9 protein-coding genes are annotated in these 15,289 nt (G+C 42.7%); 8 read left to right on the top strand and 1 reads right to left on the bottom strand.

From position 1 onward, the window contains the following. Positions 1 to 77: 77 nt before the first annotated feature. From ACEN9X_RS27785 to ACEN9X_RS27755, 7 genes are all read left to right on the top strand, one after another. On the top strand, positions 78 to 1,253 hold the full coding sequence (locus ACEN9X_RS27785; RefSeq protein ID WP_413668231.1) for a prolipoprotein diacylglyceryl transferase: 1,176 nt from the start codon (positions 78 to 80) through the stop codon (positions 1,251 to 1,253). An 8-nt stretch (positions 1,254 to 1,261) separates the two neighbouring features. Further along, positions 1,262 to 2,452, top strand: a complete 1,191-nt coding sequence (locus ACEN9X_RS27780) for a hypothetical protein (protein ID WP_413668230.1) — start codon at positions 1,262 to 1,264, stop codon at positions 2,450 to 2,452. Positions 2,453 to 2,594: 142 nt separating this feature from the next. Continuing rightward, positions 2,595 to 4,871, top strand: coding sequence for a GH92 family glycosyl hydrolase (locus ACEN9X_RS27775; protein ID WP_413668229.1), 2,277 nt, complete (start codon positions 2,595 to 2,597; stop codon positions 4,869 to 4,871). 140 nt (positions 4,872 to 5,011) lie between these two features. After that, positions 5,012 to 7,930 carry a discoidin domain-containing protein gene (locus tag ACEN9X_RS27770; protein WP_413668228.1) on the top strand — a complete coding sequence of 973 codons (2,919 nt, stop codon included), beginning with the start codon at positions 5,012 to 5,014 and terminating at the stop codon, positions 7,928 to 7,930. Between the two features lie 116 nt (positions 7,931 to 8,046). Further along, positions 8,047 to 9,282 (top strand): L-fucose:H+ symporter permease, encoded by a 1,236-nt coding sequence (gene fucP / locus ACEN9X_RS27765; protein ID WP_413668227.1) that lies wholly within the window; start codon positions 8,047 to 8,049, stop codon positions 9,280 to 9,282. 110 nt (positions 9,283 to 9,392) lie between these two features. Beyond that, positions 9,393 to 10,415: a LacI family DNA-binding transcriptional regulator gene (locus ACEN9X_RS27760; RefSeq protein WP_413668226.1), complete on the top strand. Its 1,023-nt coding sequence runs from the start codon at positions 9,393 to 9,395 to the stop codon at positions 10,413 to 10,415. 107 nt (positions 10,416 to 10,522) lie between these two features. Continuing rightward, entirely contained in the window at positions 10,523 to 11,134 is a 612-nt protein-coding gene (locus ACEN9X_RS27755; RefSeq protein WP_413668225.1) for an MCP four helix bundle domain-containing protein, read from the top strand. 67 nt (positions 11,135 to 11,201) lie between these two features. Here the strand turns inward: ACEN9X_RS27755 and ACEN9X_RS27750 are convergent, their stop codons facing one another. Continuing rightward, positions 11,202 to 13,565 (bottom strand): alpha-L-rhamnosidase C-terminal domain-containing protein, encoded by a 2,364-nt coding sequence (locus ACEN9X_RS27750; protein ID WP_413668224.1) that lies wholly within the window; start codon positions 13,563 to 13,565, stop codon positions 11,202 to 11,204. A gap of 278 nt (positions 13,566 to 13,843) precedes the next feature. Between ACEN9X_RS27750 and ACEN9X_RS27745 the strand changes: the two genes are divergently transcribed. Beyond that, positions 13,844 to 15,289: a TlpA family protein disulfide reductase gene (locus ACEN9X_RS27745; protein ID WP_413668223.1), complete on the top strand. Its 1,446-nt coding sequence runs from the start codon at positions 13,844 to 13,846 to the stop codon at positions 15,287 to 15,289.

Genomic DNA, 15,289 nt, shown 5'->3' with positions numbered 1-15,289 from the left:
ACATAAACCACAAGAGAGGCCGGTGCCCCGGGTGCCGGTTCTCTTTTTGTTTTGGCAGATAAACTTTAATTTAGGATATGTTTCCAACCATCGGCGATTTGATATTTTACCTCTTCCATATCCGGATCGGGTTTCCTATCCAAACGCTTGGTTTTTTTATAGCGCTTGCCTTTTTGTTTGCCTATATAGTTTTTACTTCTGAATTTAAACGCTTTGAAGCCATTGGGAAAATCAACGCGTTTAAGCGTAAGGTGATTGTTGGAAAGCCTGCTTCGGCTGCTGAAATGATCATTAATTTTTTGCCGGGCTTTTTATTTGGTTTTAAGCTTTTCGGGGCTGTTTTTAACTACCAGACATTTGCAGCCAATCCAAGAGCTTATATTCTTTCGCTGCAGGGAAATTTAACCGCCGGAATCCTTATCGGCGGAGCGTTTGCTTTATGGATATATAACGACCGGAAGAAATTCGCGCTGCCCAAACCGCAAACAACAGAGTACATGGTACATCCTTATCAATTAATGGGATTGATTGTTTTTAGCGTTGGCTTTTTCGGCTTTATTGGGGCTAAGTTGTTTGACATTGTGGAGCATTTTGGCAGGTTGCGATATGACCCGCTGGGTGCTATATTTTCTGCCAACGGGTTTGCTTATTATGGCGGGTTGATATTTGGTGCGCTGACTTATCTGTACATCGGTTACCGGCATCGTATGAAACTGGTGCATCTTGCAGATATTGGTTCGCCTGGCATGATGCTGGCTTACTGTATCGGCCGTATTGGTTGCCAGCTTTCCGGTGATGGCGATTGGGGGAAGGTTAATATGCACTTAAAACCCAGTATGTTGAATTGGTTACCCGATTGGATGTGGTCGTTTAGCTATCCGCATAATGCTATAAATTCCGGTATGCCGATACCTGGGTGTATCGGTAATTATTGCAATCAACTGGCTAATCCTGTTTATCCTACACCGTTTTATGAGGCTACATTGTGTATTGGGATGTTCCTGCTCATGTGGGCTTTTCGTAAACGTATAATTACACCAGGCTTTATGTTTTTCCTGTACCTTGTGCTTAACGGTACCGAACGCTTTTTGGTAGAGCAGATCCGTATAAATCCGGTGTATCATTTTTTAGGCTTGCCGTTTACACAGGCGGGCTTAATTGGCTTTTTAATGCTATTGGGGGGATTAACAGGTTTTGCTACCCTGATTATTAAACACAGAACCCATCAGCACAAACATTTACCTGTATTATAAATATCGAAATGAAAAAAAATATCCTTGCTTGTTTAGCTTTTTTGAGCCTGACCTTAACAAACAAAACCTTTGCTCAGAAGGCTGATACAGTTGATATAACCAATATTAAATTTAAAGTTGAGGCCGCGCCTGAATGGTCGGCTTTGTTAAAACGTGATTCGGGCTGGTTTGGCGGCGACGGTATTTATACTATCCCCTTAAATGGCAGGGAGACCGGCCACGCAAAAGCCAATGAGAAAGTGCTTTTTATTTTTAGTGACAGCATGATTGGCGCTGTACGTGACAATACTACAGCGCCCGGAGCTGTAATGATCCATAATGCGGTAGCCGAATTAAAAGGCAACGAGCCTCTGGATAAGCAGATGAAATTTTATTGGGATAAGAATGCCAAAGGCGAACCCGAGTCGGTTTTTATCCCGCATACACCTAACACCGGACTTACAGATTACTATTGGCTTGGCGATGGCTTTGTTGACCAGGCGCTGAATAACAATATCTACATTTTTGGGTACCGGGTTCATAATGTAAGCAATGAAGCATTCGGTTTCAGAGAGGTTGGTAATACGTTGATCAAGATTCCGGCAAACAGCAAACCGCCTTACAAAGACCTCAAGCAAATGGATACGCCGTTTTACCTGATGGACAAAAAGGGAGAAAGTGGTTCGTTTGGTGCAGGAATCTATGTAAATACTAAAGAGGCCGGCGCGCCCAAGCCCGATGGCTACATTTATGTTTATGGAGTGAGAGGAATGGCCAAGCACTTAATGGTTGCCCGTGTTTTACCCAAAGATTTTGAAAATTATAGTAAGTGGACTTTCTACGACGGAAAAGCCTGGGTAAGCGATATGGAACAGGTTGCTAATGTAACCAGCAGTGTATCAAATGAGTTAAGCTTCAGCCCGTTGCCCGATGGCCGTTATGCCTTGATATTCCAGGTAGGGGGGATGACTACATCTGTAGGCATGCGGATAGGAGCAAGTCCAGTTGGTCCATTCGGACCGATCATTAAATTGTGGGATTGCAAACCGGATTTAACCGCCAAAACGTTTGTAGTTTATAATGCCAAGGCACATCCAAGTTTATCAAAGCCCGGTGAATTGCTGATCAGTTACAACATAAACTCCGTTGACTTTTTAAACGACCTGAAGAAATATCCCAACCTGTACCGGCCAAGGTTTATCAGGGTAAAGTTTGAATAGCCAATATTTTAAATGAACTTTCAGGGAGATTCTTTCTGCCGTAATCTTATTTAAAATGTTATTTTGCTAAATCGATTTAATTGTTAATTTTGTTCAGAGGCTAATTATTCTACAAATCGGCCACCGATACCATTATAAACCAATGAAAATACGTTCGCTTATTTGCGCTGTTGCGCTTATTTATGCCGGAAACCTGTTTGCCCAGGAAACTAATCTTGTAAAGTATGTGAACACCCGGCAGGGTACCAATACTAAGTATGAGTTTTCGTACGGTAATACCTACCCGGCTACCTCATTACCTTTCGGCATGAATACCTGGACTGCGCAGACAGGTAAAAATGGCGATGGCTGGAAGTATCAGTATTTTGAGCATACCATCCGCGGTTTTCAGCAATCCCACCAATGTAGCTCATGGGTTAATGATTATGCGGTGTTTTCGCTGATGCCGGTCGCCGGTAAATTGGTTGTCAATGAAGATGAAAGAGCGGCATCATTTAGTCACGATAACGAGATTGCTCAGCCCAGTTACTACAAGGTAAAGCTTGATAACAATATCATCACCGAAATGTCGCCCACCGAAAGGGGAGCACATTTGCGGTTTTCGTTCCCGAAAGGTAAAGCCTCATACCTTGTGTTGGATGGTTACACCAAAATGAGCGAAGTGAAGATCATCCCCGCCGAACGTAAAATAACCGGTTATGTGAACAATTGCCGCTGGGCACCAAAAGATTTCAGGAATTACTTTGTTATTATTTTTGATAAGCCTTTCGTCAATTATGGCACTTGGGAAAATAAAAAGAATACCCTTGCCGCAAAAAATCAAACTGCAGAGGGAGAGGGTGTTGGGGCTTATATCCAATTTAAAGATGGCGAAACCGTGCAGGCTAAAGTAGCCTCGTCCTATATCAGTCCCGAACAAGCTGAACTTACGCTAAATACCGAACTGGGTAAGTTTAAATCATTTGACGATACCCATAAAGCAGCAGACAAGGTATGGAACCAGTTGCTTGGCCGTATGGCCGTTGAGGGCGGTACTGAAGATCAAAAGGCTACATTTTATTCCTGTATGTACCATGCTAACCTGTTTTCGCACCAGTTTTTTGAATATGGTAAAGATGGTAAGTCATACTATTACAGCCCTTATGATGGTAAAATTCATGACGGTTATATGTATACCGATAATGGTTTTTGGGATACCTTCCGCGCCCAGTTTCCTTTGAATACAGTACTGCATCCTAAAATGGAGGGGCAGTTGGTACAGGCGCTGCTTGATGCACAACAGCAGTGTGGCTGGCTTCCCGCGTGGTCATTTCCGGCTGAAACCGGTGGTATGCTCGGCAACCATTCTATTTCCTTGTTAACGGATGCATGGGTAAAAGGTATTCGCACCTTCGATCCTAAAAAAGCCCTGGAAGCCTATTATCACGAAGCAACGAACAAAGGTCCATGGGGTAGTGCTAACGGGCGCCCGGGTTGGAAAGAATATTATACCAATGGTTATGTGCCGTTTACACCGCAAACCCTTGGTTCAACCGCCTGGACACTGGAGTTTGCTTACGACGATTTTTGTGGCTACCAATTAGCTAAGCTTACCGGCAATAAATTTTATGAGGATGTTTTTGAAAGGCAGATGTACAACTACAAAAATCTGTTCGACACAAAAACGCGTTTTATGCGCTCGAAAGATGCACAGGGTAACTGGATTGAGCCTTTTGACCCGATGGATTGGGGCGGCCCTTATACCGAAGGCAATGCCTGGCACTGGACATGGTCGGTTTTTCATGATACGCAAGGGCTCATCAACCTGATGGGCGGGGAGAAGAATTTTACCGCCAAGATAGATTCCGTTTTTACCGAGCCGGGAACCATCAAAGTAGGAGGGTACGGACAGGTAATTCACGAAATGACGGAAATGGCCGAATTTAAAATGGGGCAATACGCCCAAGGCAACGAGCCTATTCACCATTTGCTTTACATGTACAACTATGCTGGCCAGCCATGGAAAGCCCAGCAACATCTGCGCAACGTGATGGATAAAATGTACAACGCGGGCGAAAACGGCTATCCCGGCGATGAGGACGAAGGTCAGATGTCGTCATGGTTTGTATTGAGTGCAGCCGGCTTTTACAGCGTTTGCCCCGGCACCGATCAATATGTGATTGGTAGTCCGCTGTTTAAAAAGATGACTATTGCTTTGGAAAATGGCAAAAAGTTCGTGATTGAGGCTAATAATAACAGCAAGGAGAATGTGTATATTCAATCGGCTACACTTAATGGCAAACCATATACCCATAACTGGATTACCCAGGCAGATATCATGAACGGAGGAGTATTGCACTTTGAAATGGGGGATAAGCCGGCTACAAACCGCGGGATAGCGCCTGAAGACAGGCCGTTTTCGCTTTCGAAATCTCAGTAAAAAGAAATAAGAAGAATAATGAAAATCGTCATTGCGAGGAACGAAGCAATCCCCGATTTGCAGAGCCGCTCTGTATAGTTTGGGATTGCTTCGTTCCTCGCAATGACGTCTTTTAAATATACACTCGCTAAAACGATTTTATGATCAATATTTACAAATTAAAGAAACTGGCCCTGCTAATTACAACCATGCTACTGTTGTTTAATGCGGCATCGGCACAGGAAATATTTTACCTGAACAACACCAACAAACAAATAACCTGGAAAGTAATGGCACAGGCAGATCTCGGAGCCGACAGCCTCGACATCTACAAAAACGGCTACGCGGCCGCAGATTGGGTGAAGGCCATTGTTCCTGGTACGGTATTCTCATCATATGTAGATGCCGGTTTAGAAAAGGATCCCAATTTTGGAGATAATATTTATAAAGTCGATAAAAAGAAATACGACCGCAATTTCTGGTATCGTACAGAGTTTAATATCCCCGCCAATTTTACCAAACAAAAGATCTGGCTCAACTTTAAGGGTATAAACCGCAAAGCCGAGATCTACCTTAACGGGAAAAAGATTGGCAGTTTAGACGGTTTTATGCAACGTGGGATTTATGATGTAACTAAACTGGTTAATAAAACCAGTGCCAATACATTGGCTGTTTTGGTGTATTGCCCGCTAAACCCATTGGTGAATTATGCCAGTCCAACCTATATTCCCAGCGCCAGTTGGGATTGGATGCCTTACGTTCCAGGCCTTAATAGCGGCATCACTGATGATGTATACCTGACCAATACCGGAAGCTTTATCATCAATGATCCCTGGATTCGTACAGACGTGCCTACCACAGCTCGTGCCGAAGTATCTGTTTCACTTGGCGTGAAAAATAATACTGATGTTTTTCAAACAGGTGTGTTAACAGGCATTATTAATCCTGGAAATATTCAGTTTACCCAAAAAGTATTTGTTGGGGCTAACAGTAATGCCGAGATCAAAATCGATCCTAAACATTTTTCGCAATTGATAATAAACGGCCCAAAACTCTGGTGGCCGAATGGCTACGGTGATGCCAATCTGTATACTTGTAACTTAAGCCTGAAGCTCGGCGATGAAGTATCTGATAGCAAACAGATCAAATTTGGCATTAAGAAGTACAGTTATGATACCGTTGGTCATGTTTTGCATTTGTATGTGAACGGCACCAAAGTGTTTTTGAAAGGCGGTAACTGGGGCATGGCCGAATATATGCTTCGTTGCAGGGGAGATGAATATGATACCAAAGTACGTTTGCATAAAGAGATGAATTTTAACATTATCCGCAACTGGATTGGATCAACTACCGATGAAGAGTTTTATGACGCCTGCGACAAATATGGTATTATGGTTTGGGATGATTTCTGGCTTAATTCTATCCCTAACCTTCCTAATGATGTAAATACTTTTAACGCTAATGCCATCGAAAAAATAAAACGGTTCAGGAACCACCCTTCAATTGCCATTTGGTGCGGTGATAATGAGGGTGAACCTTTGCCGCCGCTTAATAACTGGCTTCGGGAGGATATCAGCGCTTATGATGGTAACGATAGATACTACCAGTCCAATTCGCATGCAGGTAACCTGACAGGCAGCGGCCCGTGGACTAACTTTGATCCGCGCTGGTATTTTAGCCGTTTTCCTAATGGTTTTGGCGGAAACCAGGGTTGGGGCTTACGTAGCGAGATTGGCACAGCGGTATTTACCAATTTTGATAGCTTTAAAAAGTTTATGCCGAAGGATAAGTGGTGGCCCCGTAATGAAATGTGGAACCTGCATTTCTTCGGCCCGTCGGCAGGTAATGCCGGGCCCGACAGGTATGATGACGGCATTAAAAACAGATATGGTGCGGCTTCGGGTATTGAAGATTATTGCCGAAAGGCCCAGCTATTAAACATCGAAACCAATAAGGCTATGTACGAGGGTTGGGAAGATAACATTTGGGAAGATGCTTCTGGTATCATGACCTGGATGAGCCAGTCGGCCTACCCATCATTGGTGTGGCAAACCTATGACTACTATTATGATTTAACCGGTGCTTACTGGGGGGCAAAGAAAGCCTGTGAACCGCTGCATATTCAATGGAACCCGGTAAACAATGCCATTAAGGTCATTAATACAACCCGTAACGATGAAAATGGGTTGACAGCTTATGCCGATGTTTATAACAGCGACGGGCAAATCGTAAAGCAATACAGCCTCTCAAAAACTATTGATGCACCATCAAATACCGCCTTAAATTGCTTTATCATGGCTTTTGCCAATAATCGCGAAAACCTTGCATTAAACAAACCGGCTTTTGCGTCATCAACTACTACGGGCGAAGCCGGTTCTGTAACTGATGGTAATTCGGGCAGTAGGTGGGCCAGTAATTCCAACGATGCGGAGTGGATTTATGTTGATCTCGGGAAGGAGCTGGAAATAAACGGCGCTAAATTGAATTGGGAAGAGGCTTATGGCAAAGCTTTCAAAATTCAGGTATCTGATGATGCCAAAAGCTGGAAAGATGTTTATGAAAGCCGTGACGGCCATGTTGGCGTGCAGCAAATCACTTTCGATGAGGTAAAAGGACGCTATGTGCGTATGTACGGTTTGCAGCGCGGCTCGGATTGGGGCTACTCACTTTGGGATTTTGAGGTGTACGGCGGTGCTCCCAAAAGCAGCGGCCTTACCGATGTTCACTTCATCAAACTGAAGCTGATCGATAAAAATGGGAAATTGGTATCGGATAATTTTTACTGGCGAGGGAATAAACGGACAGATTTTACCGCTCTTAATCAACTGCCAAAGGTTAACCTGAAAGTGTCATCGGCTACAAAACAAATTAATGGCAAGTACTATGTATATGTTAAGATCAGTAATCCATCGTCGTCAAAAACAGTTGCTTTTGCTATCCGTGTGCAGGCAACTAAGTCAAGTACAGGCGCGCAGATTTTACCGGCCATCATGAATGATAATTATTTTTCGCTTATGAAAGGTGAATCAAAGGATATCAGGATAGAGTTTGATGGGGATTGCTGGGTAAGGATCAGTTGAAATTATTGGTACAGCCTTATAACGATCCGCTAACCACAGAAAAATAAATAATAAGCCTTTGGTACATTGAAGTTTTAAACTAATTTACCGGTCCAATTAACATACAAACCTGCACAATGGATACCAAACCTAAATTTACCGAACGTAAGTTCCTTGTCGTACTTATTTTTGTTACCTCATTATTTATGCTCTGGGGGATAGCCATGACCCTCGGCGATACGTTGAACATACATTTCCAAAGAGTTTTGCACGTTTCAAAGTCGCGCTCAGCCTATGTGCAGTTATCATTATTTGGCGCTTATGCCGTAATGGGCATCCCGGCAGGTATGTTCATGAAAAAATTCGGCTATAAAAATGGTGTACTTTTAGGGCTCGGACTTTATGCTGCAGGCGCATTCCTGTTTGTTCCGGCAGCCGATGCTAAATCGTTTGACTTCTTCCGGATCGCGTTATTTGTACTTGCCTGCGGCTTGGCAACTCTCGAAACGGTAGCCCATCCCTTTGTTGCTTCGCTCGGTGATCAGCGTACCAGCGACCAGCGTATTAATTTTTCGCAGGCTTTCAATGGCGTTGGTGGGGTTATCGGTCCGCTGTTAGGTGGTTATTTTGTTTTAAAAGGTGGGCAGGAGCACTCCAATGACCTGATATCGGTAAAACACCTGTATATTGTAATAGGCGCGGTAATAGCATTGGTAGGGGTGGCATTTTCATTTTTGAAAGTTCCGCCATTGCAGGATCCGCATGTAGTGGCTACCGATTCATATGCCGTTGCCGGTGAGGGGCATATTGAGGAGAGCCTGTTTAAGAAAAAGCATTTTGTTTTTGCGGCCATAGCTCAGTTATTTAACGTAGCTGCACAAGGTGGCACATGGGCGTTCTTCATTAACTACGGCCATGAGATCATGCATTTGACTAATGATCATGCAGGTTATTATTTTTCATTAAGTATGGTGATGATGATGGCGGGCCGTTTTATCGGCACCTTCCTGATGCGCTATATAGCCCCTAATAAATTGCTGGCGATATTTGCGCTGGGCAATATCCTGATGTGTATCATTGTGGCGCAAGGTTTTGGCGTGGTTTCGTTTGTGGCTTTGCTGTTTATCAACTTCTTCTTCAGCATTATGTTCCCAACCATATTTAGTCTTGGGTTGAAAAACTTAGGCGCGCAAACTCAAAACGCGTCCTCTTTTATTGTAATGGGTGTTGTTGGAGGCGGCTTGTTTCCGCCCATTATGGGGTTAATCGCTAATCATAATGTAGCTACAGCTTATTACCTGCCTATCATTTGTTATGCGGTGATATTTTTATTCGGTATCAGTTATCCGAAGCTTAACAAGCAAGGTATATAATCAAAGTAGCTTAATCGATTTATTTTTATATTTTGGCCAATAATAGCTCAATAATCTATGGTTATTGAGCTATTATATTTTATATTTGATTTTAGCCAATTTTTAGCCGAGTGAAAAAACTATCGATTGTTGATATAGCCAATGAATTAAAGGTTTCTAAAACCACGGTATCGTTTATACTGAATGGCCGGGCCAAGGAAAAGCGGATAGGTGAGGACCTGGTGGAGCGCGTTACCAAATACGTTGAAGAGGTGGGGTATAAACCTAACTCACTGGCTAAGAGTTTGCGTACCGGCAAGTCAAATACCATTGGTTTAATGGTTGAAGATATTTCAAACCCATTTTTTGCCAGCATTGCCCGGCTTATTGAGGACAGGGCTTATAAAAACGGGTACAAGATAATTTATTGCAGTACCGATAATGATACACAAAAAACCAAGGAGTTGATCAATATGTTCCGCGACAGGCACGTGGATGGTTATATTATCGCTCCGCCCGAAGGTATTGAAGATGATGTGGAACAGCTGCTAAAGGCCGGATTACCGGTGGTGATGTTTGACAGGCATTTACCAAAGGTAAATACGGATTATGTTGAAGTCGATAATCTTTTCAGTACTTATAATGCCACCCGGCATTTGATACAGCAAGGTTATAAAAACATTGCCTTTGTTACGTTTGCTTCTACACAAACACAAATGATGGCCCGTGTACAGGGCTACAAAGATGCATTGAAGGAAAGCCGTTTTGTTCCGGTAATTAAAGAAATAGTCTTTAACCAGGATGAAGAAATGATCATTAAGCCAATGACTGCGTTTTTCAAAAAACATAAAGACCTCGACGCGGTAGTTTTTGGTACCAACCATGTAGGTACCTGCGGATTAAAAGTATTTAATACAATTGGTATTAAAGTGCCGGAAGATATGGCTGTGATATCATTTGACGATTATGATGTTTTTAAGTTGTATTCGCCACCTGTTACCGCAATAGCCCAGCCGGTTGATGAAATAGCAGATAATGTGATCACAGTTTTGCTCAAAAAATTGAATACAAAAGGAGTTAGTACAGCTTCGCATTCTATAATTCTTAAAACTAATCTGCAGATCAGAGGCTCATCGTCCGGTTTAAAAGGTTGATTAATTTTAAAAGAACCATATATTAGCAGTCGTAAGTGATACACTTGCAGAGGCAGGTTTTCTGTAACGGGGCATCCTTTTATTATCTTTAATAAAAATTTACTGTTATGACACGGGCTTTTATTATAAAAAATAAAGCGAGAATGGTTTTGGCTTTAGCTGTGCTTACCGCTATGCTATTATTAGCTAACTGGAATGGGCGGGACAATGTTAAAGCGTTGGATAAAACGCTGACGTCCATCATGAACGACCGCCTGCTGCCGGCTACTTTTGTACATGAAATAAGCAACAGGCTTTATGAAAACAAACTAACTGCAGCGGCTTCAGGTCCGGATGCCCAGGCCAAAATCAGCAGTAATTATGCAGCTATAGAAACACTGGCAAAGAAATATGAAGCTACTCAATTAACGAAAGAAGAATCGGCAAAGTGGAAGACTTTCCGCACTCAGCTGACTAATCTTAGGAAACAGGAGGCGGACAAAAACAACGCCGAATATGTTTTTACCCAGGCCCTTAAATCGCTCGATCAGCTTATAGCAATACAGGTTGGCGAGAGTAACCGCTTGCTTCAAAGCGGACAAAGAAATGTAAGTTCGAGTATAGTTACTGCCAATTTCGGTGTTGTTGTTTGCATTTTGCTCGGACTGTTTATCATGGTGCTGCTAAGCGCCCGGGAGCAAATGATTTTAAGGCAGGACGAACGGCATTTGCTTAATTAAAAGCTTAAATGATAGAAGCCAGACTCACGAAGTTTTTAAAACTTCGTAAGTCTTCAGCTGCTTGTATTTAAATAACCATAACATTTTCACCGCCTTTAAGTATATATGTTTTTGATTCCCATACAAAAACACCTGATGTGTGCCGCGGTAAACTGATCCGTATTTTCCACCTGTTGTTTTCTAAAACGTAACTCACCGTTACCTTGCCATTGGGATGAGGAATCTCGCCGCCTGCTTTGGTCAATGTCCCTAAACGGGGTTCAATCTTTATTTTGCTAAATCCGGGGGCATAACTGTCGATGCCTAAAACTGTCCTGAAAAATTCAATATTGGGACTGCTTCCCCATGCATGACAGTCCGACCGGCTATATTTAAGGTCGGAGTATTCGGCCCAGGTAGTTAATCCCATTTTGATGTTATCGCGCCAAATACCAAGCCAATTCATATAGTCGTTTCCTAAACCACCCTTTACCAATGCCTGGTGCAGGTAGTATTTGAAATAGATGGTACATTGGGTTAAGGAGGTATCGGCTAATAATTTTTTAGATAACGCAGTTAGATCCGCGTTTTTTACCATGCCGGTAAGTATAGCCAATGAATTGGCATGCTGCGAAAAATGATCTTTATCCTTCGTGTCGGCATACAACATCTTCGCCGGGGCCCAATATTTACGCTGAATGGTTTGTTTTAGTTTAGCGGCTTGCCTATTGTACAAAGCTGCATAATCGGGTAATCCCATTTTAGCTTCCATTGCGGCGGCCCATTGGTAAGCCCACAGTAGCTGCAAATCAATAATGGCCGAACTGCCATCTGTACCTTTTGGCGGCGAACCAACGTCCCAGTTTTTGCCGCTGGCCCAATCCACAAATGTCCAATACGGGGTGTTTTTTAATGAACCATCGGCTTGTTGGTATTGGCTGAAGAATTTTAACACAGCCCGTTCGCCATCCAGTTTATCTTTAATAAAAGTACTATCGCCCCGGTACATCCAATAGTCATGCAGCATGCCTATATACCATAACGAAAAAGTTGAAATGATTTGGGTATCATGAGTAGGATAGCGGCTTTGAGTAACACCTTCGGCTAAACGCGAATGGTCCATCAGATTGATGGCATTACGCGCAAGGCGGTCATCGCCGCTGTAGTAATAGGAAATCATTGCCTGGATGCGGGTATCGCCAATGTATTGTAACTGTTCGTAATAAGGGCAATCGGTATAAGTTTCAAATGCATTCAAACGGGCAGTGCGCCAGCCAATGTCAAGGATCTGTTTTATCTCCTTGTTATCGGTATTAAAAACAGCACTTTGTTTAAATGGATACCCGGTAAAGGTGCCATACAAATCGTTGATAACCAATGGCTCATTTTGTGTATGTATAATTAAACGGATGTAACGAAAAGTCCGGAAATTGAGTGTTGTATATGATTGCGCTGTACTACCATTGGAGATCAGGCTATCCTTTCTGCCCGAAAAATCTTTTCCTTCCACGTCATTGCGGTTACCTTTTCGCATGTTGTATTTACTTAAACTATCAAAAAGAGACTCTGCATAGCTTAGAGAAATGCCGGCATCTTTTCCGCCGCTGAAATTAATGGTAGGGTAGGCATTGGTGAGATGCGTTTGATCGAGCAGCACGGTAACCGTAGTGTTGGCAGGGATAGTCAATGGTGCTTTGTTGCCCGGAAAGGTTGGAGGAACATCCATTCCGGTAGCCTTACGTATGGTTGGGATTCGTTCATAGATCAACTCCCGTTGCGGAATTGATGAATGCACCAATTGCCATCCGAAACCATCCCATTGTCCTTTCAATTGCCCACCGAAAAGATTAGCTGCATTTGGCCAGGTGGTATCATCAAAATTGGGTGAGTACCAGTTCATAATGCTTTTATTCATGTCTACCATTTCGCCGGTGCTGGCTGCAAAATAGCCCCAGATGGGTTGATACCCTTTGTCCTGTGTGCTTTTCCAGGTATTATTGGTATTCAGGATTTCTTCGGTTGTTGTGTTACCTTGTATAATGAATGCAGTACGCACGCTAATCTGCGCCTCCGGGCGATATTGGGCCTCGTTCCATACCAATGCGGCTACAGTGTTTTTCCCGGCGGTGAGGTAAGGTGCAAGATCTACTGTTTCGTAGTTCCAGTAAAAGGTATCGCCCCGCGCTGGTCCAAGGGATACTAATGTACCGTTTACATAGAGCTTATACCGGTTATCGGCCGATACATTAATAATAAAGCTGGCCGGCTTATTAGCAAGCTGAATGCTTTTGCGAAAATAATAAATGCCGTATTCATTCCCGGTGATGCCAGGTACAGAGATCCATTGCGCGTTCCATGCCCGTTCTTCTGGCGGATGAAGGATTCGTGCATTACTGTTTTGTTTTAAAAGGATGATTGTTGCCGATAAAATGGAAAGTAGAAAACGTTTCATGCAGATTAAATAGGTTATTTGGTAATGGCCCAGGCTGGTTTTTCCTGTTTATGTTTGATAATAAAAATTGGTTCGACTAATATAATTAAATCGATTTAGCAATTTATTATAATTTTTACTTTTTTTATGTTTAAGGAGTTGATGTGGTTGTGTTTTTATTTGAAGCTAACGGAGGGTAACTCTGTTCCTGGTTTTGATAGTAAAACAAACTAAATCTTAATGTTTTATTGAAATCACCTCATGAAAGTTATATTTGTTTAAACCTGCCAATTACATCTATGAAAAAAATAATCCTGCTCCTGCTCAGTTTTTATTTTATCAGCAACGGGGTAGCCCAAAACGCTGTCCAGCCCTTTATTATACAGGGAAAGCTTACCAATTCTGCTGAAAAGATGCTAAAGATCTTTTTTGAGGACGCTAACGGAAAACTTGTTATCGATACGATCAGGCTCAATGATATGGGCGAATTTTATTTAAAAACATACAAAATAGCCTGGCCGCAACGAACCAGTATCCAGCAAAATAATACGCAGATCAATCGCATCTATGTGGCTCCTGGTTATGATCTCCATATAACCGGCGATGCCGCCGATTATATCAGCCTGTCAAAAACTAAAAAGATCAGCGGCGTAGGCGGCGAAGTCAATCGATACCGGGTGAAATTAGATTCGATCCTGGTAGCACGGAATGACAAGACCGCATGGTATGATTTGAAGACAGATGAATTAATACAGTTCCTTAAAAAATCAAAAATGCTGGAAGATTCAGTATTAAATGTAGTGTTTAAGAAATCCGCAGTGGGGGATAAATACTCCAATACGTTTAAGAAAATGATTGATTTAGATAACCAAAGTTTAAACTTTTACATGCTGCTCCAGCATCTTGATTTGGTTAAATACAATGCTGCTCAGATGCGTGAACTGGTGGCGAAAAACACGCCGCCTGCATTCTCAAATGGCATATCGCATGATGAGTATTTATTATCTGAAGATTATAAATCATGGGTATTGCCACTTTACTACATTTATGAGCAACGCCTGGATTTGTTGCGTGATTCGGCTGCTGTAAAGAAACCTGGTTATACGCTTGGAAAAATCGAACAGCTTTTCACCGGAAAAGTCAGGGATTTTTACCTTAACCGCTATGTTGAAAAGAGAATTGGGGGCTCCAACTCTGTTGAACAGTTAAATGCTGTAAAAAAAGAAATGCAGGCATTTATCGATGCCATTAGCAGCGCCGCTTTAAAAACTAATCTTACCAATAATTTTATCGAGAAGAAGCAGCAGTTAATGCAGGTACAAATTGGTAAACCGGCTCCGGCGTTTACTTTACCCAGCGATCAGGGCAAGGTTTTTAGCCTGGCCGATTTTAAAGGAAAAGTTATCTATATTGATCTTTGGGCCAGTTGGTGCGGCCCATGTCGCCAGGAAATGCCCGCATATAAAAAACTGAGCGACAAATTTAAAACCAATCCGCAGGTGGCTTTTGTAAGTATTGCCGTACATGACGGAGAAAAGGAGTGGAGGAACGCCCTCAAAGAAGAAAAGCCTGATTGGCTGCAACTTTACGATAATGAGGGCACCGTGGCTCAGACGTACGTGGCCAATGCTATTCCAAAATATATACTCATTGATAAAGAAGGTAAAATGTTGAGCTTTGATGCCCCCGGCCCGGCTAACGCGCAGGCAGAACAACTGATCAATGAGGCCGTAGCGAAGCAGTAA

Origin of the sequence: Mucilaginibacter sp. Mucisp86, from assembly GCF_047324315.1 — a bacterium.
GTDB lineage: Bacteria > Bacteroidota > Bacteroidia > Sphingobacteriales > Sphingobacteriaceae > Mucilaginibacter.
This window is presented reverse-complemented; position numbering and strand designations above follow the sequence as displayed.

What these genes read in the sequence shown, in the direction of transcription:
- ACEN9X_RS27785 (WP_413668231.1), top strand. Translation starts at nt 78, where the DNA reads ATGTTTCCAACCATCGGCGATTTGATATTTTACCTCTTCCATATCCGG.
- ACEN9X_RS27780 (WP_413668230.1), top strand. Translation starts at nt 1,262, where the DNA reads ATGAAAAAAAATATCCTTGCTTGTTTAGCTTTTTTGAGCCTGACCTTA.
- ACEN9X_RS27775 (WP_413668229.1), top strand. Translation starts at nt 2,595, where the DNA reads ATGAAAATACGTTCGCTTATTTGCGCTGTTGCGCTTATTTATGCCGGA.
- ACEN9X_RS27770 (WP_413668228.1), top strand. Translation starts at nt 5,012, where the DNA reads ATGATCAATATTTACAAATTAAAGAAACTGGCCCTGCTAATTACAACC.
- fucP (WP_413668227.1), top strand. Translation starts at nt 8,047, where the DNA reads ATGGATACCAAACCTAAATTTACCGAACGTAAGTTCCTTGTCGTACTT.
- ACEN9X_RS27755 (WP_413668225.1), top strand. Translation starts at nt 10,523, where the DNA reads ATGACACGGGCTTTTATTATAAAAAATAAAGCGAGAATGGTTTTGGCT.
- ACEN9X_RS27750 (WP_413668224.1), bottom strand. Translation starts at nt 13,565, where the DNA reads ATGAAACGTTTTCTACTTTCCATTTTATCGGCAACAATCATCCTTTTA.
- ACEN9X_RS27745 (WP_413668223.1), top strand. Translation starts at nt 13,844, where the DNA reads ATGAAAAAAATAATCCTGCTCCTGCTCAGTTTTTATTTTATCAGCAAC.